Origin of the sequence: Lentzea kentuckyensis (assembly GCF_002150765.1) — a bacterium.
GTDB lineage: Bacteria > Actinomycetota > Actinomycetes > Mycobacteriales > Pseudonocardiaceae > Lentzea > Lentzea kentuckyensis.
The window spans coordinates 99,433-119,943 of sequence record NZ_MUYM01000004.1 but is presented as its reverse complement, the minus strand read 5'-3'; the positions used below and the strand labels follow the sequence as shown (position 1 = coordinate 119,943).

Genomic DNA, 20,511 nt, shown 5'->3' with positions numbered 1-20,511 from the left:
CCTCTTAAGCCGCGTTCAGCGACGCGCGACGGCGCAGCGCCACGAAGGCGACCGGAGCGGCGACGACACCGAGCAGGCCGAGGCCGATCCACAGGCCCGCACCCGACGCCATCGGGATGGGCAGGCCGGCGGGACCGCACGTGGCCGACGAGATGATCACGTCGCCCGTGCCGATGGAGCCGAGCACGCCCTGCAGCAGCTTGAGGTGAATCGCGTTCACGGTGAGGCTGCCGTCGTTGTTCTTGATCTGCTCGTTGAAGATCACTTCAGCGATCTTGATGCCGGCCAGCTGGACGTCCAGCGTGGTGTTGGCGGCCGGATCGGCGTTGACCTGGCCGAGCTTGCCGAGGTTGACGCCCGCGAGCTTGGACTTGCCGGCCAGCCCCTTCTGGGTCGCCGTGCACTCCGCCTCCACCAGTTCGGCGGAGATCTTCCCGGTGACCTTGGAGAGCAGGTCGAGCCGGACGTCCGCGGTGCTCGCCCGCGAGTACACGCCACCGGACTTCTCGTCCCGCGACGCGGAGGCGTTGATCACGCCGGTCTTCAGAATCCCGGTGAGGTCGACGCCGGCGAACGTGTTCTGCGTCGGCCCGTTCGCGTTGGCGGCGGCGAACGGTTCCGCGTTGATCGCGGGGTTGCCGAGCAGCGTCACGTTGAGCCTCGCACCGTACGCCGAGGCGTCCCCCGGAGCGGCCGAAGCAGGTGCGGCACCGACCAGGAGTGCGGCAATCGCGATGACTCCAGCCAGTCCCGTCATTCGGACACGCATGAAACTCCTTCCCTTGATTCCTCCGGCCCCAGGGCGCGTTGATACCAATGTGGTTTCACGCTTTCCGGGGGCAATTACCGGCATCGGCTTTCTTTCGAGGGAACTGAGGGTTACTCCCCGTATCGGGCGACACGACCACTCGACTCGCCCAATCGGCGCCACTCATCGTGGGTTTTTTGATCAATTTCCGGTTACGGCGTCACCCGATCCGGGGGTGAGGGCTGACGTTCCGTCAACCGATGGAACGTCAAGTAGCCCGTCTGGGCGCTCCCTCATCGGTGGAAAGGATCCTCGGGTGACGCTTGCCGTGCGCCGCACCGCATTCCCGAGCCGGGTGACGGTGGTCGTCCTGCTCGCCGTTGCCGCAGGACTCGTGTTCGCACACCGCCTGTACCGCACGGCGGAGATCTCGCTGTCCGGCGCGGTTCTCAGCGTCATCAGCTCCTACGGCGTGGACGTGATCCCCGAACGACAGACCGTCTACTTCGGACTGGGGTCGGACACGCCGCTGGGCCTGCGGATGACGCCGGAGTGCACGTCCGCGTTCCTGGTGCTGCCGCTGATCGTGGTGGGCGCGGTGATGATCGCCCTGCGGCCGCGGATCCAGTCGCGCGTGCTGTTCGCGTTGGGGGTCGCGGCTCTTGCCGTCGTGGTCGTGAACCAGTTCCGCGTGCTCACGCTGGTCGGACTGGTGCAGTGGCTGGGTGTCGACACCGGTTACTACTGGGGCCACACGCTGCTCGGGTCGATGGTGAGCGTTTTCGGTGGCGCGGCGGCGTTGGTCGCGTTCGTCTGGCTGGCCACCCGCAAGTGAGCCTCGACCTCGTTCTCGGGTTCACCCAGGCGCTCGCTCTGACGATGAGCGTCGCCTTCGTGACGTACGTGTTCGTGATCGTGGTGCCGTACCTGCGGCGCAAACCGGCACCTCTGGGCGAGCCTTCGTCGTTGGAGTGGCACTTCTTCGTGCCGTGCCGCGACGAAGAGGCCGTCATCGGTGACACGATCCGGTACCTGCGTGGGACGTTCCCCATCGCGCACGTGTGGGTCATCGACGACGACTCCGACGACCACACCGCTGGAGTCGTACGGACGTTGAAGCGCAACGGCGGTGTGCGAGATCCTCATATTCATCTCGTGCAACGCCAACGCCCGTATGCCCGCACCGGCAAGGGCAACGCGTTGAACGACGCCTACCGCATCTTGAAGATGTGGATGGGCCGACGCGCGGACGCGGACCGTGCGATCGTCGTGGTGGTGGACGCGGACGGCCGTCCTGCTCCCAACTGCCTGGAAGTCTGTGCGGCTGCTCATCTTTTCGGCAATCCGCGCATCGGCGCCGTGCAGGTGGACGTGCGGATGATCAACGCCGGTCAGCGGCAGCCGGGCGTGTCGTGGTGGCGGCGCGCGTTCGGGGCCGGCCTCGTGCGGATGCAGGACCTGGAGTTCCGCACGGCCATCGCGGCGATCCAGATGTCGCGCGGCGCCACCGGCACGATCTCCATGGGCGGCAACGGTCAGTTCACCCGGCTGTCCGCTCTGGACTCGATCGCCGGACCGACCGGGAGCCCGTGGCGCGGGTCGTTGCTGGAGGATTTCGAGCTCGGCGTGCACTTGTTGACCGAGGGCTGGCACACGGGGTTTTCGTTGGACACACACGTGAACCAGGAGGCGTTGTACTCGTTGCGCCGCTTCTTGGCGCAACGCACCCGCTGGGGTCAGGGAACCATGCAGTGCATGCGTTACCTACGGCGCATCTGGGACTCCGAGCACCTGACGACTCTGGGTGCCGCGGAGATGATGTACTACCTCGCGCAACCGTGGATGCAGTTGCTCGGCACGCTGATCTACCCGATCCCGGTGGCCATGATGGCGTACCGGTTCTTCGTGTCGCCCGCTGAAGTTGTGGCGTGGTTCTTCGACGGCGCGTGGGTCCTGTTCACCGTGTACGGCGCGTTCGGCCTGTTGCCGTTCGTCCTGTGGGGACCGGTTTACCGTGCACGCTGTGTGCCCGTTGGGTTCTGGAAGAGCATCGCGTACGGGTTCGGCTACGCGCTGTACATCTACACCTTCTACATCACGTCGTGGCGCGCGCTGATCCGCTTGGTGCGCGGCAACAACGGCTGGACCAAGACCCGTCGCAACACCGAGCGACGCGTGGTCACCGCGGATGTGTAACCGGTCACTTTGTAGAGATCGAACAAAGACGTTCTCGAGCCGCCCTGGTTAACCTCAGTTCACTCGCCTATCCGCCAGGGAGGGAACGTGGCTCTCGCACTCGCGCCTCGTCGCACCGTGCTCGCCGACTTCGTGCCGGGCGCACTCGTCCGCGACCTGACCCTGGTGGTCGCCGGTGCCGCGTTCACCGGCCTCGCCGCCCAGGTGGCACTGCCGATCCCCGGCAGCCCGGTTCCGCTGACGGGCCAGACGTTCGCCGCGCTCCTGGTGGGTGCCTCACTCGGCTGGCAGCGCGGCGCGACCTCGATGTTGCTGTACCTGATCGCGGGAGTCGCGGGCGTGCCGTGGTTCCAGGGCGGTTCGTCCGGCGTCCCGGTCTCGCTCGGCTACGTCGTCGGCTTCGTGCTCGCCGGCACTCTGGTGGGCTTCCTGGCCGGCCGTGGCGGCGACCGCACCCCGGTGCGCACGATCGGCACGATGGTGCTGGGCAACCTGGCCATCTACGCGGTCGGTGTGCCGTGGCTGATGGCGATGACCGGCATGTCGCTCGCCAAGGCCCTTTCCGTTGGTGTGCTGCCGTTCCTGATCGGTGACGCGCTGAAGATCGCCCTGGCGGCGGGCGTGCTGCCCGCCGCCTGGGCTCTCGTCAAGCGCCGTTAGTCACTCACGGACCGGTGTACTCGAAGATGTACAGGCCGTAGTCGCGGTCGCTGGCCGCGACGTACTCCTTCCCGTTGTGCGAGAACACCTGGACGCCCCAGAAGTTGTTCCCGCCCTCGTCGATGAAGTGGCCGACCTCGACCAGCTTGTTGTTCTTGATCTTGGTGACGCGGAACCCGCCCGCGTAGTAGGCGAAGTACGCGAGGTCGTTGCGCGTCGGTGAGGTCGCGACCTCGTGCACCGACAGGTCACCGTGACCGGACGCCTTCGCCGGGTCGTGGCCTTCGGGGATGGCGTAGGTGTCGAGCTCGGCCATCTTCCCGTTGGTGTTGCCGTACAGGTGCACGTAACCCCAGCCGTCGAACGACGAGCTGAACGTGACGACATCACCCGTGGCACCGACGGTGAGGCCGGGGATCAGGCTGCCCTCCAGCGTGTCGCCACCGGCCAGGCACTGGGCCTCGTTGTACTCGCCTTCCTTGTCGAAGAAGCCGAAACCGGTCCTGCGGTCGACGGAGAACGTGGGCAGCGTGCCCTCGACGGTCATGCCGAACGCACCACACGCACCCTCGCGGTTGATGATCACCGCTGCCTCGTAACCACCGGCGGCCGCCACGTTGGCGACCTTCTCGGTGAAGGTGCAGCCACCACGTGTCACGGCGGCGAACTGCTTGGTGCCGACCGCCGGCGCCGCCGGCACCGCCGGCACCGCAGTGTCACCGGTGCACGCCCTGCCGACGTAGACCGTGGTGCCGGACAGGGTCTGGCCCGTGGGCAGCTGCGGCGTGAGATCGCCCTGGTTGGCGCCGAAGTTCGTACCGTCGTCGGTGGAAGCTTGCAGCACGTACGGACCGAAGTCCTCGTCCGCGCCGATGACGTAGTCGTTGGTGAACTCGGCCTGGTGGCCGTTGCCCTCGGGCGCGGCGGCGATGCCGGTCGACTCGAGCAGTTCGGGATCGGGGTTCGTGAAGTCGGTGTCACCGAGGTAGACCGGGCTCACCGGGTTGGTGACGTCGAGCTTGACGTAGCCGGCGTCCCAGATGAAGATGCTGTGCACCTTGGGATTGGTGACGTCGACCAGGGTGGCGCCACCGGCCGTGGTGGAGTTGATGTGGTCACCGCAGATCTCGTTGTTGAACGCGAGGACGTCACCGTTGAACTTCGGCGTGTCGATGTGGACGACCTGCGAGCCCTCACCGACATAGCTGTCCTGGCCGGTGCGGATGAAGTTGATCTGCTTGGGCTCGGGTGACGTGATCTCTTCTGGGGAGTACTTGGCGTTGTTGGACGATCACGCTCCGGGTTCGGTGATCGACGCATGTCGCGGTCGTGCTCGCAGGTTCGTTGGAGAAGCCCGTCTTCGACGTGACACCGCTGTTCGGTGAAATCACGCCCGTTCTGTGGCAACAACTGCGAACCGTCGGTCACACCGTGCGCGGCACACGCCCCAGATGCCCCGGCACTGCTGCTGAGGTCTCGTCCTACTGCCGTGACAACCTCGTCAGCTACTGGAAGCCGGACCCGCGCGGCTCTGGCACACGATCCGGACGGGCGAGATCGTGAGCAAGTCGCGGGCGGGCGCACTGACCGCGGCCCACTGGCCCGACCTGCCGATCGCGGACCTGGTGGCCTCGCGACGGGGTTCGGACGTGCCGCTGACGGACTCTCATCTGAAGGCGGCCATCGAGCTGTTCGACCGGATCATGGCCGACGTAACGACCTGAGGCTTTCGCCCGAGAAATCCGCGTGACGACGCATACGCCGGAAGAGCTGGGCTGCCTCGTCGGCGGTCCTTCCCGCGCCGCCGAGGTCGCCCTGGCGCGACTGCTGCACATCGGCGCCGTCCGGATCTCCCGCGAGGGCGTGGTGACCGCGGTCCACCGCAACCCAGGCCGCCTCACCCCGCTGGAGGCGCGAATCCTGAACAGCGTCCATGTCGGCAGGTACCTGCACGACGTCCTGCGGGAAGCGGCCACCTCACCCGAGGCGGACGGCCTGCGCCACCACCTGGCCGACCGCGGCCTGCTCCGCCACCACCGGTCGTGGCGTCCCCGGCTGCACCCGTGGCTGTTCCTGCTGGGCGCCGGCCTCGTGCTGGCCGGGTTCGTCCGGATCGTGACGCCGGAGTTCCTGCGGGAACTCCCGGTGCCAGAGGCGACCGAATACCCGGCCTGGTACTTCTTCGCCGCCGGGGCGCTGGTGTTCGTCTGGGCCTCGGTGCTGAGCGCCCGCGATCCCGGTCGCCTGCGCACGAGGGCCGGCTACAAGCTGGCGAAGCGGGCGAGCCTGCGGGTGTCGACCCAGGACCCGGTGGGCGCGGTCGCGGCACGCGGGCTGCGCGGCAAGGTCGGCCGCGTCGCGATCGCCGGCATGCTCGGCCTCACACCCGTGATGATCGGGTTGTTGCCTCACCGCGACACGTCGTCCAGCAGCAGCTGCGGGAGTGGTTGTTCGTCGAGCTCGTGCGGCGGTGACGGCGGTGGCGACAGCGGCGGCGGTTGTGGCGGAGGGTGCGGCGGAGGCGGCGGCGACTGAGCAGTCCCCCGTGCGCGACGCCTGACGGGGACTGTCGGACCTGCCGGGTACGGTCTGTCTCGTGCCTGAAGTTCCCCCCACCCTGAGCCTCCTCGAAACCGCCGTCCACGCCGTCGGCGGCGCGGAGCGTCCCGGTCAGGTCGAGATGGCCGAGGCCGTCGACCACTCCATCCGCACGGGCGAGCATCTCGCGGTGCAGGCGGGCACGGGCACGGGCAAGTCGTTGGCGTACCTGGTGCCGTCGATCCGGCACGCGGTGGCCGAGTCCGAGACGGTGGTGGTCTCCACGGCCACGATCGCGCTGCAGCGGCAGCTCGTCGACCGGGATCTGCCGCGGCTGTCCAAGGCGCTGAAGAAGGACCTGGGCCGGGAGCCCACGTTCGCCATCCTCAAGGGGCGGCGCAACTACCTGTGCATGCACCGGGTGCACAACGGCGCGCCGGACGAGCCGGAGGAGGACGCGCTGTTCGACCCGTTCGCGGTGTCGAAGCTGGGGCGCGAGGTCAAGCGGCTGCACGAGTGGTCGTCGGACACCGAGACCGGCGACCGGGACGAGCTGGTACCCGGTGTCAGCGAGCAGGCGTGGCGGCAGGTCAGCGTCACGGCGCGGGAATGCCTCGGCGTCAGCAAGTGCCCGATCGGGTCCGACTGCTTCGCCGAACGGGCGCGGGCCGAGGCGGGCAAGGCGGACGTGGTGGTCACGAATCACGCGATGCTCGCCATCGACGCGTTGGAGGGCTACCAGGTTCTGCCGGACCACGACGTGGTGGTGATCGACGAGGCGCACGACCTCGTCGACCGCATCACGTCGGTGGCCACGGAGGAGTTGAGCGGGGCGTCGGTCGCGATCGCGGCGAGGCGCTGCGGCAGGCTCATCGACCAGGACATCGCGGACCGGCTGGCCGAGGCCGGCGACGGGCTGGCGATGATTCTCGAGGACATGCCGGCCGGTCGGCTCGACGCGCTGCCCAGGGCACTCGCGGGCGCGCTCGCCGCCACCCGCGACGCCTCGCACAACTGCGTGTCGGCGATGGGGCCGGAGCGCAAGGAGGACCCGGACGGCGCGACGGCGCGCAAGCTCGCGCTGGCGTTGCTGGAGGAGGTCCACGACTGCGCGGTGCGCATCCTCGAGGCGTTCGACGAGGAGCACGACGTCGTGTGGGTGTCGGGCGACTTCAACCAGAAGGCGCCCTCGCTCCGTGTCGCTCCTCTGGGCGTGGGCGGCTTGCTCAGAGAACGGCTGTTCGCCAAGCGCACCACCGTGTTGACGTCCGCGACACTCACGCTCGGCGGCGCCTTCGACACGATGGCGCGCCAGTGGGGCCTGCCGCCGTCGGAGAAGGTCCGCAAGATCGAGGGCGCGGCGACGGACAAGGACATCGACGGTCCGAAGTGGACAGGGCTCGACGTCGGCAGCCCGTTCCAGCACGGGTCGAGCGGCATCCTCTACGTGGCAAGGCATCTGCCGCAGCCGGGGCGGGACGGGCTGCCGCCGGAGTACCTCGACGAGATCGAGGGCCTGGTGAACGCGGCCGGCGGCAGGGCGCTCGGGCTGTTCTCGTCGACGCGCGCGGCCAAGGCGGCCACGGAGGCGTTGCGGGACAAGCTCGACCATCCGATCCTCTGCCAGGGCGACGACGCGACGGGCCTGCTGGTCAAGAAGTTCAGCGAGGACGAGCGCACGTGCCTGTTCGGCACGCTGTCGCTGTGGCAGGGCGTGGACGTGCCCGGCCCCAGCCTGCAGCTCGTGATCATGGACCGGATCCCGTTCCCGAGGCCGGACGACCCACTGGCCTCCGCGCGGCAGAAAGCCATCAACTCCCGTGGTGGCAACGGCTTCCTGACGGTCGCGGCGACTCACGCGGCGTTGCTGCTGGCCCAGGGCGCCGGCCGGTTGCTGCGGTCGATGTCGGACAAGGGCGTCGTGGCCATCCTCGACCCGAGGCTGGCCACGGCCCGGTACGGCGGCTTCCTGCGCGCCTCACTCCCCCCGTTCTGGACGACCTACGACCCCGAGGTGGTCAGGGCCGCGCTCAAGCGGTTGGACGCGGCCCAGACCCCTCAGGTCAAGACCCCTTGATCCGTTCGATCAGCTCGTCGCGGTACTCCTGCGCCGCCTGGAACTCGGGCTCGCCGCCGTCGGCTCGTTTCAACGCGCCTTCCAGGATCTTCAACGCCTGACGCTCGTCACCGCGCGCGTCAGCCTGCCGCGCGGCGTTCTCCATGGCCTTGGCGAGCTTCGAAGTCGCTTCAGGCTCCGGAGCCGCCTTGTTGATCCGGATCCAGTTGCCGCCAGGATCGACGACGCTGAACCCGGTGTACCTGTCGTTGCGCACCCGCGGCCGGGTCATCCGCGGAATGCCGGAGACGAGCACCTTTCCGTGCACCGAACGCATCCCCGCCGCGAAAGCCTCGTACAGCGGACCGGTGTCCTGCACGATGACCAGGCAGGTGCCGTACGACTGCTCGGGATCGAAGTCGTCCATCCCGAAGAAGTGCAGGTTGATGTCCTCACGCTGCAAAGCGACGTGCGGGTTCGGCCGCGTCTGCCGATAGGTGACCGAGAAGCCGAGCATCTCGTAGAACGACGCGATCTCGTCGATGGAAGGACAGGGCAGGAGCGGAATGGTCAGTTCGTTCGCCACCGCTCGAAGCTAAGCCCGGTACCGCCGAAACGACACCGAGCTATTTGCTCAAGCGAACAGCAGGACAACCCCGCCCAGCAACAACAACGCCGACACAACGGCAATGGCGAGCACACGCCCACGCGACGCGCCAGCGTGCCTCAACGCCATGCCCAACGGACCAATCCCAGCCACGACAGCCCCTTTCGAAGGCATGGACACGACAGCGCGCACAGCACCGAACGCCACCCCTAACGGCGACATACCAAGCTCACGCGCCCCGGCAACATCCGCTTCCCACTGCTCGCGATAGCGGTCATCACCCACAACCGCAGCCGCGAACCGCACCAACAACAACGCGCCCCTCATTGCGCGGTCCTGGGCACGAACCGTGGCGCCGGAGCAGCCCGCGCCACGACCTTGCGAGCCTCAGCGGCCCCCTCGGCCGTCAGCCGGTACATCCGCCGCCGAGGCCCACGTCGTTCGGCGTCGTCATCCCACGTCGACGTGACCCAGCCGGCCCGCTCCAGCCGGTCCAGCAACGGATAGACGCTGCCCGACGGTCGCCCGGTGAGCTTGATGATCTCCAGCCCCCAGCGCGGCTCGTCGGCGCCGAGCAGTACCTCGAGCACGTCGACGGTGGCCTTGCCGATGCGTTGCAGTGGCTCCACGCCGCCAATACTACCTATGTAGATTAAGCCGTGGCAACGGCGACTTTCTCCGCCCCGATCCGCCGCATGCGTTCGGTACCCCACTCCCCCAGGGCGGCGAGCACGGCGTTGAGCGAGACACCGTGCTCCGTCAGCGAGTACTCGACCTTCGACGGCACCTCGGCGTACACCTCGCGGTGCACGAGGCCGTCCTCCTCCATCTCCCGCAGGTGCTGGATCAGCATCTTCTCGCTGACACCCGGCAGCCCGCGCCGGAGCTCGGCGAACCGGCGGGTGCCGTGGTGCCGCAACTCCCACAGGATCAACGACTTCCACTTGCCGGAGACGACGTCCATCGCGGCGTCGATGCCGCAGACGTAGGGACCACGTCGTGCTGTCATTCGAACCCCCAAGAGCTGCTTACCAAAAAGTGCGTACCCCACTAAATAGTCCGTACTGGTCAACGCTTTCAGCGCCGGAGAGGATTCCTCCGAACGACGAACACGAGGGGAAATCCGGAAAATGACAGCGAACGACAACGTCGGAGTGAGCGTCCTCGGACTGGGCGCGATGGGCAGCACCCTGGCCGCCGCCCTGATCAAGGCGGGACATCCGACGACGGTCTGGAACCGTTCACCGGGCAAGTCGGACGCCCTCGTCGCGTTGGGCGCCAACGCCGTCGACACGGCGGACAAAGCGATTCGCGCCGGCCAGGTGGTGATCGCCTGCCTGTTCGACGACGCTTCCGTGCACGCGGTGCTCGATCCACTCACCGACGAGCTCGCCGGACGAGCGTTGATCAACGTGACCACGACGACGCCAGCCCAGTCACGGGAGTCGGCCGTCTGGGCGGCAGAGGCCGGGATCGCCTATCTGGACGGCGGAATCATGGCCGTGCCGGACATGATCGGCCGGCCGGGGTCGTCGATCCTCTACAGCGGATCGGCCGAGGTGTTCCACGAGTACCAGCCGCTGCTCGACCTGTGGGGAACCAGCACCTACTTCGGTGAGGACGCCGGGCTGGCGTCCCTGTACGACCTCGCCCTGCTCTCGGGCATGTACGTCATGTTCGCCGGATTCATGCACGGCGCCGCCATGGTCGCGCCGGCCGGCATCACGGCTCGCGAGTTCGCCGCGGCGGCCGCACCCTGGCTGACCGCCATGACCGGCGGCTTCCACGGGTTCGCCGAGATCATCGACGGCGGGGACTACACCGTCGCGGGGCAGCAGAGCCTGGAGTTCTCCGACCTCACCGACATCCTGACCGCCAGCGCCGACCAGGGCATCGGCACCGAGATGGTCGCCGCGGTCCAGCGGCTCATCCAGCGTCAGATCGACGCGGGCCGCGGCGAGGAAGGCTTCGCGAGGATCATCGAGAGCATCAAGCAACCGGCCTAGTAACTGAGCCCGAGCCGTTCCAGCAGTTCATCGCGGAACTCCAGCGCCGACTCCCGCTCCTCCTCCGAGGCGTGCACCTCCCGCTCCAGCGCCCCTTCGAGGATCTTCAACGCCTGCCGCTCCGCCCCGTGCGACCCGGCCAGCGTCACCGCGCTGTCCAACGCGCGCGTCAGCCCGTTGCGAGAAGCGGTCTCCCGCTCGCGCACCGCCGGCACCACCCGGATCCAGTTCCCGCCGGGATCGACCATCAGGAACCCGTCACGGCGCGGCCGGGTCATCCGCGGAATCCCCGTGAGCAGCACCTGGCCGTACACCGCACGCATGCCGTGGGCGAAGGCGTCGTACAGCTCCCGCGGGTCGTCCACCTGCACCAGACACGAGCTGTACGACGCAGACGGGTCGTAGCCCGGTATGCCGAAGAAGTGGAGGTTGATCTCCTCGTGCCGCACCGACAGATAGGCGTTCGGCCGGTACTGCCGATACGTGACCGTGAACCCGAGCATCACGTAGAACTCGGCAACCTCGTCGATGGAGGCGCACGGCAACAGCGGGATGGTCACCTCGTTGGCCACGTCGCCAAACTAGCCCCAGAGATCAGCCGTCGACCAGCAATCCACGTAACGGTCCTTGCAACCTTCCGGACCGCCGTGACACTCCGGGCAACGACGTCACCCGTGAACGCCCCTCCACGGCGGGCCTCCACACGCCGTCCACCACCTCGTCGACAGGTCCCGACACATCGGCGCCGAGGTGCTCCGACCACAACCGCAGGCGGGTCGAACGAGCCACCGCCGGGTCGTCGGTCACCACGTTCACCTCGGTGTCGTTGAACAGCGAGTGCTCGTTGAGGTTCGCCGAGCCGACCGAAAGCCATTGATCGTCCACAATGGCCAGCTTGGCGTGTACGTAGACCGGAGCATCGCCGTGTGCGACAAGGGTTGCAGCGACCAGCCGCCGATCGTCGTCGGCGTCGAGCAACCGGCCGAGCTGGCCACGGGTGGTGTCGGCGCCGTTGCTGGGTTTCTGCGGCAGCACCAGGACCATCCGGAACTCCGGTGTCGGCGGCCGGCACAGCTTCTCGATCAGCACCTCGGTGATCTCCGGCGACCACAGGAACTGGTTCTCCAGGTAGATCAACGACTTGGCCGACCGCAGCGCCCGCAGGTACGAGTCGAGCAGGCTGAAGTCCCCGTGCGGCGCGAACCCGTAGGTGCGCTCCGGAATCGTGCGCACCACCTGCACGGACGACGGCCCGGCCTCTGGCGGCACCTCGGGCGCGGGCAGGGTCTCCCCCGCGATCTCCAGCCAGCGCGCGGCGAAGTGTCCCGCCACCTCGGCCACCACCGGCCCCTCCATCCGCGCCACGTGGTCGTGCCAGCCGAGGTCACGCGGCGGGTGCTCCGGCGAGTCGTGCCGGTCGCCCTCCACCGCGGTCATGTCGAGGCCGCCGACGAACGCCACGTCGTCGACGATCACGATCTTCTCGTGGTGGCAGTGCAGGGTTCGTTCCCGCGCGTCCAGCTCGCACCGGACGGCGCCGCAGTCCCAGAAAGCCTTCTGCGCCGCCAGAGCGCGCTTGCGGGTCGGCTCGAAGAACGGGATCGGCGGGCCCGCCCACAGCAGCACGCGCACCGGAACCCGTTCCGCGGCAGCCGAAAGCAGCTCGCGCAGCTGTGGTGCGCCGGGCTCGCGGGTCAGCCGGAAGTCCGGCGAAGCATGCCAGTTCGCGATGTGGACGTACTTCTTCGCGTTCTCGATCGCCTGCGCCACAACGGGAAACGCCGTGGCGCCGTCGACCAGGACCTCGATCTTGTTGCCGTGCTGGACGGTCCGGCGGGGCGTGAACCACCCCGTTGCCTCCCCGCCCAGCACCTCGCCCCACCCCAACCGCCGCAGCCGGCGGGTGTGGTGGGAGCACAGCACGTTCTCCAGCCCGTCACCGAGCCTCGCGTCGAGCACGTCGAGTAAGCCCACGAGCCGGAGATTTACCCGATTAGACCGATCTCAAACAGCAAGTACCGTCGTCGTGCCCGGCTCGACCTCGGTGAAACCCGCGTCCCGCACGGCCACGACGTCGCCGCGGTGGATCAGCGAGTCCCACTCGGCCACGGACGGTGTCCGCACGGCACACCGGTAGTCGAGCTCCTCCCACGCCTTCAGTTCGGACACCGACAGGTGCGGCGCCAGCAACATCGACGCGTGCCCCACCTGGGCCGCGAGCTTGCCAGCGGACATCTCGACCCGCGGGTTCACGTACAGCAGCCGCGCACCCTCAGGAACCGGCCCTGGTGCGTCCACCGGCAGGTCGGACCCGGAGATCTGCAACTTCGCGACCTCGCGGGGCGTCTCGGACACCAGCACGGGCAGCAACGACCGCACCGACGCGCCGTCCACGGTGATCGTCACGCCCGGCAGCTCCTGCACGGCGTCCCACTGCACACCACGGGCCCGCCGCGAGACCTTGCGGATCCGCCCGGCCACCCACGCGCGCACGGCCTCGTGCCACTCCCCGCCGACATCGGCGCGCGGGTCGAGGCACACCGCGACCGCCGAAGCGGCCGCGGCCTCCAGCAGCGCCGTCCGGGAAGGCGGATCCACACGTTCGATGCGCAACACCATCGGCATCGCGCGGACTTCGGACTCCTCGGCGTAGTTCCGCGAGGCGATCAGGTCGAGGATCATCACAGCCGGGTCAGCTCCAGGCCGTCCGCGGCGTCCGCGGCCTCCACCTCGGCCCGCGTGACGCCGAGGATGAACAGCACGGCGTCCAGGAACGGGTGCGACAACGCGGTGTCGGCCACCTCGCGCAACGCCGGCTTGGCGTTGAACGCGATGCCCAGACCGGCGGCGTTCAGCATGTCGATGTCGTTCGCGCCGTCACCGACCGCCACGCACTGCGCCAGCGACACGCCCGCCTCCTGCGCGAACCGGCGCAGCGCCACGGCCTTGCCCGGCCGGTCGACGATCTCGCCGACGACCTTTCCGGTCAGCTTGCCGTCGACGATCTCCAGCGTGTTCGCCGCGCAGAAGTCCAGCTCCAGCTCGTCGGCGAGACCCGTGATGACCGACGTGAACCCGCCGGAGACGACACCGCAGAAGAACCCGAGGCGCTTGAGCGTCCGGATCGTCGTGCGCGCGCCAGGCGTGAGTTCGAGCGTCGCGCCGACCTCGTCCAGCACCTTCGCATCGAGGCCCTCCAGCAACGCCACGCGGCGGCGCAGCGACTCGGCGAAGTCCAGCTCGCCCCTCATCGCGGCCTCGGTGATCTCGCGCACCTGCTCCTCGCACCCGACGTGCGCGGCCAGCATCTCGATCACCTCGCCCTGGATCAGCGTGGAGTCGACGTCGAACACCACCAGGCGCTTCGCCCGGCGGGTCAGGCCGGCCCGTTCGACCGCGATGTCCAGGCCCACCCGCACCGACACGTCGGCCAGCGCGGACCGCAGCTCCGCGTCGTTCTCCAAGGTGTCGTCCGCGACCGAAACCCGCAGCTCAAGGCCCGTGACAGGGTAGTCGGCGACACCGCGGATCGCGTCGATGTTCACGCCGAGCGACGCGAGCCGGCGCGCCACCTCGGTGAACGCCTTCGCCGTCACCGGGCGGCCCAGCACGATCAGCACGTGCGACGACTCCAGGCGCGCGGTGCGCTTCGAGTCGGCGCCGATCTCGATCTCCACGTGCATCGCGACGGTGGCCATCGCCTGCTCGACCGCCTCCTGCAGGCCCTCCGGGTCGTGGTCGGTCGAGACCAGCGCGCCGAGCACCAGCCGTCCCCTGATCACGACCTGCTCCACGTCGAGCACCTCGACACCGTGCCTCGTCAGCACGGCGAACAGCACCGAGGAGACGCCAGGCTTGTCGGGTCCGGTCACGGTGATGAGCACGGGCGTTTTCACGTCGTCGTCTCCTCGTAAGACGCAACGAGCCCCGACCGCGTGAAGCAGCCGGGGCTCGTCGTTGAACCTGTGAAGTGCAGGTTACTTGTCGTGGTCCGGGTCGTCCTTCTCGGACGCCGTACCGGACTTGATCGCGGCGGCCGCCAGCTCCGACGGAGCGGGCTTGGCGTCCTTGTGCGCGATCGTCTTGCCGGTGAAGGTCACGTGACCCTCGTTCCGGATGCGTTCGATCATGTGCGGGTAGTGCAGCTCGAACGCCGGGCGCTCCGAACGGATCCGGGGCAGCTCGGTGAAGTTGTGCCGCGGCGGCGGGGACGAGGTGGCCCACTCGAGCGAGTTGCCGTAGCCCCACGGGTCGTCCGCCGTCACGACCTCACCGAAGCGGTAGCTCCGGAAGACGTTCCAGATGAACGGCAGCGTCGACGCGCCCAGGATGTAGGCACCGATCGTCGAGATCATGTTGAGCGTCGTGAAGCCGTCGGACGCGAGGTAGTCGGCGTACCGGCGCGGCATGCCCTCGTTGCCCAGCCAGTGCTGGACGAGGAAGGTCGCGTGGAAGCCGAGGAACGTCGTCCAGAAGTGCAGCTTGCCGAGCGGCTCGTCCATGAAGCGACCGGTGATCTTCGGGAACCAGAAGTAGATACCCGCGAAGGTCGCGAACACGATCGTGCCGTAGAGCACGTAGTGGAAGTGCGCCACGACGAAGTACGTGTCGGACACGTGGAAGTCGATCGCGGGCGCGGCCAGCAGGATGCCGGACAGACCACCGAAGAGGAACGTGACGATGAAGCCGATCGAGAACAGCATCGGCGTCTCGAACGTCAGCTGGCCCTTCCACATCGTGCCGATCCAGTTGAAGAACTTCACACCGGTCGGGACCGCGATGAGGAACGTCATGAAGGCGAAGAACGGCAGCAGCACGGCGCCGGTCGCGTACATGTGGTGCGCCCACACGGCGACGGACAGGGCCGCGATGCCGAGCGTCGCGTAGACCAGGCCGTTGTAACCGAAGATCGGCTTGCGGCTGAACACCGGGAAGATCTCCGACACGATGCCGAAGAACGGCAAGGCGACGATGTAGACCTCGGGGTGTCCGAAGAACCAGAAGAGGTGCTGCCACAGGATCACGCCGCCGTTGGCGGGGTCGAACACGTGGGCACCGAGATGGCGGTCGGCCAGCAGGCCGAGCAGCGCCGCGGTGAGGATCGGGAACGCGAGCAGCACCAGCACCGACGTCACCAGGATGTTCCAGGTGAAGATCGGCATCCGGAACATCGTCATGCCGGGCGCGCGCAGGCAGACCACGGTGGTGATCATGTTCACCGCGCCGAGGATGGTGCCGAGACCACCGACCACCAGGCCGGAGATCCACAGGTCGGCACCCGCGCCGGGCGAGTGGATGGCGCTGGACAGCGGCGTGTAGGCGAACCAGCCGAAGTCGGCCGCGCCACCGGGGGTGACGAAGCCCGCCATCACGATCAGGCCACCGAAGAGGTAGAGCCAGTACGAGAAGGCGTTCAGCCGCGGGAACGCCACGTCGGGCGAGCCGATCTGCAGCGGGAGCACGAAGTTCGCGAAGCCGAAGACGATCGGGGTCGCGTACAGCAGCAGCATCACGGTGCCGTGCATCGTGAAGAGCTGGTTGAACTGCTCCTGGCTGAGGAACTGCATGCCGGGCCGGGCCAGCTCGGTCCGCATCAGCATGGCCATCGCTCCGCCGACCATGAAGAAGGCGAACGAGGTGACCAGGTACATGATGCCGATTTGCTTGTGGTCCGTGGTGCGGAACATCCGCAGCAGGAAGGACCCCTTGACCGCAGTGCGCGTCGGATAAGGACGCGTTGCGATCGGCTGCGGGGCTACGGCCGTCACGGTGCCTCCAGGCCTTGGTGGGACCAGTTCGTTCGGGAAACTCCCCGGGATATTAGACGGAGCCGATCAGCTCCATTCGGGTGGGCCATGGCCGGTGGCCAGCGGCGTAGCGCACGTCACACGTATCCTGCCGCCGTGCTCCGAATGTCCGCTGTCGCCGCAGTCCTGATGTTGGCCGCCTGTGGTTCGCCCGCCACGCACAACTCGGCGGACGTCGCGTTCGCCCAGGGCATGGTTCCGCACCACGAGCAGGCGCTGGAGATGAGCGACCTGGTCGCCTCGCGCACCGAGAACCCGCACGTGATCGACCTGGCCAAGCGCATCTCGGGCGCGCAGAAGCCGGAGATCGACCGCATGAACGGCTGGCTGCGCACGTGGAACGCCCCCGTGCAGGCCGCGTCGCACGCCTCGCACGACCACTCCGAGTCGCACGGCATGGTCGAACTGGGCAACCTCGCCGACCTCGACGGCACCGAGTTCGACCGCCAGTGGCTCTCGCTGATGATCCAGCACCACCGCGGCGCCGTGGAGATGGCGCAGAAGCACCTCTCCGCCGGCACGGACCCGGAGGCGCGCAAGCTCGCGCAGGACGTCGTCAGCCACCAGGAGAAGGAGATAACGGAAATGGAGTCGCTTCTCCCACAGGGCTGATGCCAGCCTTCTTGCCGTGAGCACCTCTGCAGCCGTACGCGTCGCAGTGTCGTTGGCCGCCTCACACGGCGTGGTCTGCACAGACCCGCTCGTGCTGAAGGACGGCAGCAACGTCATCGTGCACCTGCGCCCGGCCCCGGTAGTCGCCCGTATCGCGAGCCGCACGGCCCTGGTGCGCCCTCTCGTGGCCTCACACCTCGCCCGCGACCTCTCGGTGTCGGCGTTCCTTGCCTCACGCGGCGTGCCCGTCGTGACGCCCTCTACCGAGCTGCCCGCGGGCCCTCACACGGTGGACGGCTTCGTGCTCACGTTCAGCACGTACGTCCCACACGACCCGTCGGTGGAGCTCTCGCGTCCGGAGGTGTTGAAGCTCCTGCCCGACCTCCACGCCGAGCTGCGCCTCTACGACGGCGACCTGCCCGTGCGCGGCCCGTTGGACGACGTCGAGCACACGCTCGAATACCTGGACAGCCGCGGCGTGCCGAACCTGGAGCCGTTCCGCGAACGGCACGCCGAACTGCTGGCGGAGTGGGACGCGCACTACAACGACGTCCAACCGCTGCACGGCGACTCGCACTACGGCAACGTGCTGATGACCGCCACCGGCCCGGTCTGGAACGACTTCGAGGACACCTGGCGCGGCCCCGTGGCGTGGGATCTGGCCTGTCTCGCGGGTGCTCAAGGCAAAGAAGCCGCCCAGCGCGCCGTAGAAACCTACGGCGGCGGGGCGGCTCCTGAAGACGTGGAGTTCCACGTCGAAACCCGCGTCAACTTCGGCACGCTCTGGGGCGTGCTGATGGAGAACTCTTAAACGCGACGGCGGCGCAGCACCAGCAGCACGGCGGCACCAGCGGCCAGCAGCGCGGCACCGAGCCCGACCAGCCAGGCGGACCCGAAACCGGTCGAAGCCAGGTTCTCACCAGCGGCCGCAGCCGCGGCGGTGGTCGTCGTGGTAGCGGCGACCTGTGAGGACGTCGTCACCGTCTCGGTGGGGCTGGTCGTGGTCGTCGTCTCGGACGCCGACGTGGTGGTCGTAGTCGTGGTGGTGGTCGTGGTCGTCGTGTCCTTCTTGACGCCACAGCCGTACCAGTGGCTGATCTGCGCCTGCTGACCACCGTCGTTGAACGGGGCGCGCAGCTCGTTCCACGGCAGCGCGCCGAGGTCCTTGGCGAGGTAGACGTTGAAGTTGGGCCCACCCTTGACGACCACACCGGTGACCGTCAGGTCGGAGAGCACACCGGTGATGTTGAGGTGGATCTGGTTGTCCCCGCCGGTGTAGACGAACTGGCTCGGGTGAATCGTCTCCCCGGTCAGCCCGCCAACGGTGCAGGCGTCGGGGTGGTTGATGTCGACGTTCTTGGTGTACGGCGTCGCGCGCTTGTCGTCCGTGGTCGGCTCGTCGGCGAACGCGGTGCTCGACAGGGCGAGCGTGGCCACAGCGGCCACCGCGGCGGAAGCGAGCAGGCCGGCTCTTCTCAGGGGCGTCAGGCGCATCGTGTTACTCCGTTGGGTATCGGCGGGATGCCGAGATCTAAGACGATCGACGTCCCCCGAACGGGTTAGATGACGATCAACTGTGCCCTTGTGGCCTAGTTGTTATGCGTCCGTGAAGTCGCATCCCCAAACGACCAAACGCCGAAGGGGCCGGCCCGAAGGCCGACCCCCTCTTCACAAGCACGAACGAAGCTCAGTCGTTCTGCTCGACCTCAGCAGGCCTCAGGAACACGGTGCCACCACCGGTCGGCATGCGCCGGAACCAGTCGACGGAGTTGACCGGCTGACCGATCACCGGGCCGGCCCCGGTCGGAACATGAGGAAGCGAGACGCCTGCGCCCTGAGGCGTCTGCGGCCGGCGAAGTGGTTGGTTCGGGGTGGTCATCATTCCTTCTCGGACGTTAGTGCTCACAGAGCTGGCTCAATAAGGGAGCACGACTCCAGCGAACCAAGTGAGGTTCTCAGGCGCCGCAAGGCGAGATCCGAGGCAACCTGCCATTCTCCGGCCGCCCGCGATAGCAGGAAGTCCAACGATATTGGGTTCTTATCGTTGAGTTGGCCTACAACCCAGCTCGCATCGTCATCGAGCCAATAGATGACGACGGGGCTGGTCGCACGGCCCACAACCACGCGCCCAGTGCCCGCACGCCGGATGCGCACGTCTGAAGGCAAGCGGAAATGGCCGTCTTCGAGGATCTCAGTGCACAGGGTGACACAGTCCACATCGGCGCGCACACCCGGCTCACCAGTAGGTTCACCAGCGAGGTTGCGCAGTAGCCAGCGCGAATCAGCACGCAGGACATCTTCGTGCATGAGCAGCCAACCGCCGATCTCGTCCGCCCGTTCCCGCGCCTTCGGCAGCAGAGAAAAGGGCCCAAGTTGTTCGGCGCCAATTGACATGTTGAACTGCGCGAGGCAGCTGTAGGCATGCCATGCCGCGAAAGTCTGTTCCAGTGGCCATCGAGCGTGCGACCACGAGTTCTCGAAATAATCCGCGTGTTCGGCCCGTTCGTCAAGAAATTCTCGCGCGATAGCCAGGTCGAAGAACTTTTCATGCGCACCCTCGTGAACGAGCGCCTCTGCCACTTCAAGAGGCAGCGAGGGCTCGTCGATGAGCACGATGCCGGGCACATAGCGCGATGACGCCGACACGACGCCACCGGACGTCTCACCCTTGAGCACCGCCAGCATCGACACATGCGCAAGGAGATCCTCAGCCATGTCCGGTGCGATCTCACGGAACAGGCGAACGCCCTCGGCAACGATCGCGAGGACCGCTTCGAACCTCTCCCCGTCCGCTTCCGTCAGAGGCTGAGGACTCGTGCCAGGCGGAGCCACGATGCGCAGCGGCGCCTCGATCACACTGGCCGCAGCAGGGTCCGAGATCACGTCGATCCCGACGTCACGTACGCGAAGCGCGCCAGCTTCGGCCAGCCGCGCCAGATCCAAACCACCATGCCCCGCCAGCGCCCGGCCGATCTCATAGCGAACGATCGGGTGGTCGGCGAGGTTGTCGGACAACTCGGTGCCTGGCGCGAACAAGTCGACCGCGAGCCGATAGAGCGTGCGACGCTCGTCGACCAGCGCGGCCGCAGGAGCGATCGCAGCATGCAGTGCATGCGTGCTCACAACAGGCGAACCAACCACCGAAGACTCCGTACTCACGTCCCCCGACGCCAGGGAGTCACGGACTCCACCGGATCGGCAGCGCCCCTGATGGCGCGCTAGCGTACGGCACATCGTGACTTGCACAACACCAGGGATCCCCCACAATGCCGGGTGCCCCG

24 protein-coding genes are annotated in these 20,511 nt (G+C 67.7%); 10 read left to right on the top strand and 14 right to left on the bottom strand.

The genetic code is table 11. The features are described from left to right. Nucleotides 1-4: 4 nt before the first annotated feature. Entirely contained in the window at nt 5-769 is a 765-nt protein-coding gene (locus B0F77_RS03055) for a choice-of-anchor protein CoaP (RefSeq protein WP_086661203.1), read from the bottom strand. Nucleotides 770-1,064: 295 nt separating this feature from the next. Here B0F77_RS03055 and xrtP point away from each other — a divergent pair, with 295 nt between their 5' ends. The 3 genes from xrtP (at nt 1,065) to B0F77_RS03040 (ending at nt 3,604) form a co-directional block, all read left to right on the top strand. After that, entirely contained in the window at nt 1,065-1,583 is a 519-nt protein-coding gene (gene xrtP, locus B0F77_RS49620) for an exosortase P (RefSeq protein WP_245847790.1), read from the top strand. Further along, nucleotides 1,580-2,944, top strand: a complete 1,365-nt coding sequence (locus B0F77_RS03045; protein WP_483868443.1) for an XrtP-associated glycosyltransferase — start codon at nt 1,580-1,582, stop codon at nt 2,942-2,944. Before xrtP ends, B0F77_RS03045 begins: the two co-directional genes overlap by 4 nt. An 87-nt stretch (nt 2,945-3,031) precedes the next feature. Beyond that, nucleotides 3,032-3,604 (top strand): biotin transporter BioY, encoded by a 573-nt coding sequence (locus B0F77_RS03040; RefSeq protein ID WP_169730877.1) that lies wholly within the window; start codon nt 3,032-3,034, stop codon nt 3,602-3,604. A gap of 4 nt (nt 3,605-3,608) precedes the next feature. Here the strand turns inward: B0F77_RS03040 and B0F77_RS03035 are convergent, their stop codons facing one another. After that, nucleotides 3,609-4,661, bottom strand: a complete 1,053-nt coding sequence (locus tag B0F77_RS03035) for a PA domain-containing protein (protein ID WP_086661200.1) — start codon at nt 4,659-4,661, stop codon at nt 3,609-3,611. A 54-nt stretch (nt 4,662-4,715) separates the two neighbouring features. On the opposite strand from B0F77_RS03035, the gene B0F77_RS47655 reads away from it, so the two are divergent. The 4 genes from B0F77_RS47655 (at nt 4,716) to B0F77_RS03025 (ending at nt 8,219) form a co-directional block, all read left to right on the top strand. After that, nucleotides 4,716-4,856, top strand: a complete 141-nt coding sequence (locus B0F77_RS47655; protein ID WP_158102580.1) for a hypothetical protein — start codon at nt 4,716-4,718, stop codon at nt 4,854-4,856. Between the two features lie 307 nt (nt 4,857-5,163). Next, the gene (locus tag B0F77_RS47650; RefSeq protein ID WP_158102579.1) at nt 5,164-5,328 is read left to right on the top strand and encodes a hypothetical protein; all 165 of its coding nucleotides are present in this window, start codon (nt 5,164-5,166) and stop codon (nt 5,326-5,328) included. Between the two features lie 22 nt (nt 5,329-5,350). Beyond that, nucleotides 5,351-6,139, top strand: coding sequence for a TIGR04222 domain-containing membrane protein (locus tag B0F77_RS03030; RefSeq protein ID WP_158102578.1), 789 nt, complete (start codon nt 5,351-5,353; stop codon nt 6,137-6,139). A 61-nt stretch (nt 6,140-6,200) separates the two neighbouring features. Further along, a complete protein-coding gene (locus tag B0F77_RS03025) occupies nt 6,201-8,219 on the top strand; it encodes an ATP-dependent DNA helicase (RefSeq protein ID WP_483868442.1) in 2,019 nt (672 codons plus the stop codon). Here B0F77_RS03025 and B0F77_RS03020 read toward each other — a convergent pair. From B0F77_RS03020 to B0F77_RS03005, 4 genes are all read right to left on the bottom strand, one after another. Beyond that, the gene (locus tag B0F77_RS03020; protein WP_086661198.1) at nt 8,206-8,784 is read right to left on the bottom strand and encodes a VOC family protein; all 579 of its coding nucleotides are present in this window, start codon (nt 8,782-8,784) and stop codon (nt 8,206-8,208) included. The genes B0F77_RS03025 and B0F77_RS03020 overlap by 14 nt on opposite strands. Nucleotides 8,785-8,832: 48 nt before the next feature. Further along, nucleotides 8,833-8,958, bottom strand: a complete 126-nt coding sequence (locus tag B0F77_RS50480; protein ID WP_281252466.1) for a hypothetical protein — start codon at nt 8,956-8,958, stop codon at nt 8,833-8,835. A gap of 170 nt (nt 8,959-9,128) precedes the next feature. Beyond that, nucleotides 9,129-9,434, bottom strand: coding sequence for a helix-turn-helix transcriptional regulator (locus B0F77_RS03010; RefSeq protein ID WP_086661196.1), 306 nt, complete (start codon nt 9,432-9,434; stop codon nt 9,129-9,131). 23 nt (nt 9,435-9,457) lie between these two features. Then, entirely contained in the window at nt 9,458-9,814 is a 357-nt protein-coding gene (locus B0F77_RS03005) for a winged helix-turn-helix transcriptional regulator (protein ID WP_086661195.1), read from the bottom strand. 121 nt (nt 9,815-9,935) lie between these two features. On the opposite strand from B0F77_RS03005, the gene B0F77_RS03000 reads away from it, so the two are divergent. Then, the gene (locus B0F77_RS03000) at nt 9,936-10,811 is read left to right on the top strand and encodes an NAD(P)-dependent oxidoreductase (protein ID WP_086661194.1); all 876 of its coding nucleotides are present in this window, start codon (nt 9,936-9,938) and stop codon (nt 10,809-10,811) included. On the opposite strand, the gene B0F77_RS02995 is transcribed toward B0F77_RS03000, so the two are convergent. The 5 genes from B0F77_RS02995 to ctaD form a co-directional block, all read right to left on the bottom strand. Then, on the bottom strand, nt 10,808-11,383 hold the full coding sequence (locus B0F77_RS02995) for a VOC family protein (RefSeq protein ID WP_086661193.1): 576 nt from the start codon (nt 11,381-11,383) through the stop codon (nt 10,808-10,810). The two genes, B0F77_RS03000 and B0F77_RS02995, sit on opposite strands and share 4 nt — an antisense overlap. Before the next feature lie 22 nt (nt 11,384-11,405). Beyond that, nucleotides 11,406-12,785 (bottom strand): phospholipase D-like domain-containing protein, encoded by a 1,380-nt coding sequence (locus B0F77_RS02990; RefSeq protein WP_086661192.1) that lies wholly within the window; start codon nt 12,783-12,785, stop codon nt 11,406-11,408. 30 nt (nt 12,786-12,815) lie between these two features. Then, on the bottom strand, nt 12,816-13,493 hold the full coding sequence (locus tag B0F77_RS02985) for a peptidyl-tRNA hydrolase (RefSeq protein ID WP_086661273.1): 678 nt from the start codon (nt 13,491-13,493) through the stop codon (nt 12,816-12,818). Then, nucleotides 13,493-14,707 (bottom strand): phosphoserine phosphatase SerB, encoded by a 1,215-nt coding sequence (gene serB / locus B0F77_RS02980; RefSeq protein ID WP_086661191.1) that lies wholly within the window; start codon nt 14,705-14,707, stop codon nt 13,493-13,495. The genes B0F77_RS02985 and serB overlap by 1 nt, the downstream gene beginning before the upstream one ends. A gap of 81 nt (nt 14,708-14,788) precedes the next feature. After that, on the bottom strand, nt 14,789-16,579 hold the full coding sequence (ctaD, locus tag B0F77_RS02975) for an aa3-type cytochrome oxidase subunit I (RefSeq protein ID WP_086661190.1): 1,791 nt from the start codon (nt 16,577-16,579) through the stop codon (nt 14,789-14,791). A gap of 144 nt (nt 16,580-16,723) precedes the next feature. Between ctaD and B0F77_RS02970 the strand changes: the two genes are divergently transcribed. Together B0F77_RS02970 and B0F77_RS02965 are read left to right on the top strand one after the other, a co-directional pair. Next, nucleotides 16,724-17,230, top strand: a complete 507-nt coding sequence (locus B0F77_RS02970) for a DUF305 domain-containing protein (protein ID WP_245847803.1) — start codon at nt 16,724-16,726, stop codon at nt 17,228-17,230. A 16-nt stretch (nt 17,231-17,246) separates the two neighbouring features. Further along, complete coding sequence (locus B0F77_RS02965) at nt 17,247-18,041, top strand: phosphotransferase family protein (RefSeq protein ID WP_086661188.1); 795 nt, start codon at nt 17,247-17,249, stop codon at nt 18,039-18,041. Here B0F77_RS02965 and B0F77_RS48890 read toward each other — a convergent pair. The 3 genes from B0F77_RS48890 to B0F77_RS02955 form a co-directional block, all read right to left on the bottom strand. Next, nucleotides 18,038-18,724: an LPXTG cell wall anchor domain-containing protein gene (locus tag B0F77_RS48890; protein ID WP_086661187.1), complete on the bottom strand. Its 687-nt coding sequence runs from the start codon at nt 18,722-18,724 to the stop codon at nt 18,038-18,040. The genes B0F77_RS02965 and B0F77_RS48890 overlap by 4 nt on opposite strands. A 193-nt stretch (nt 18,725-18,917) precedes the next feature. Then, the gene (locus B0F77_RS46905; RefSeq protein ID WP_143466540.1) at nt 18,918-19,109 is read right to left on the bottom strand and encodes a hypothetical protein; all 192 of its coding nucleotides are present in this window, start codon (nt 19,107-19,109) and stop codon (nt 18,918-18,920) included. A 23-nt stretch (nt 19,110-19,132) separates the two neighbouring features. After that, entirely contained in the window at nt 19,133-20,353 is a 1,221-nt protein-coding gene (locus B0F77_RS02955) for an aKG-HExxH-type peptide beta-hydroxylase (protein WP_158102576.1), read from the bottom strand. Nucleotides 20,354-20,511 lie beyond the last annotated feature (158 nt).

Excerpts from the sequence above, each read along its gene's own strand:
- B0F77_RS03055 (WP_086661203.1), bottom strand. The coding sequence starts at position 769 with ATGCGTGTCCGAATGACGGGACTGGCTGGAGTCATCGCGATTGCCGCA.
- B0F77_RS02985 (WP_086661273.1), bottom strand. The coding sequence starts at position 13,493 with ATGATCCTCGACCTGATCGCCTCGCGGAACTACGCCGAGGAGTCCGAA.
- B0F77_RS03005 (WP_086661195.1), bottom strand. The coding sequence starts at position 9,814 with ATGACAGCACGACGTGGTCCCTACGTCTGCGGCATCGACGCCGCGATG.
- B0F77_RS46905 (WP_143466540.1), bottom strand. The coding sequence starts at position 19,109 with ATGACCACCCCGAACCAACCACTTCGCCGGCCGCAGACGCCTCAGGGC.
- B0F77_RS48890 (WP_086661187.1), bottom strand. The coding sequence starts at position 18,724 with ATGCGCCTGACGCCCCTGAGAAGAGCCGGCCTGCTCGCTTCCGCCGCG.
- B0F77_RS03000 (WP_086661194.1), top strand. The coding sequence starts at position 9,936 with ATGACAGCGAACGACAACGTCGGAGTGAGCGTCCTCGGACTGGGCGCG.
- B0F77_RS02970 (WP_245847803.1), top strand. The coding sequence starts at position 16,724 with ATGTCCGCTGTCGCCGCAGTCCTGATGTTGGCCGCCTGTGGTTCGCCC.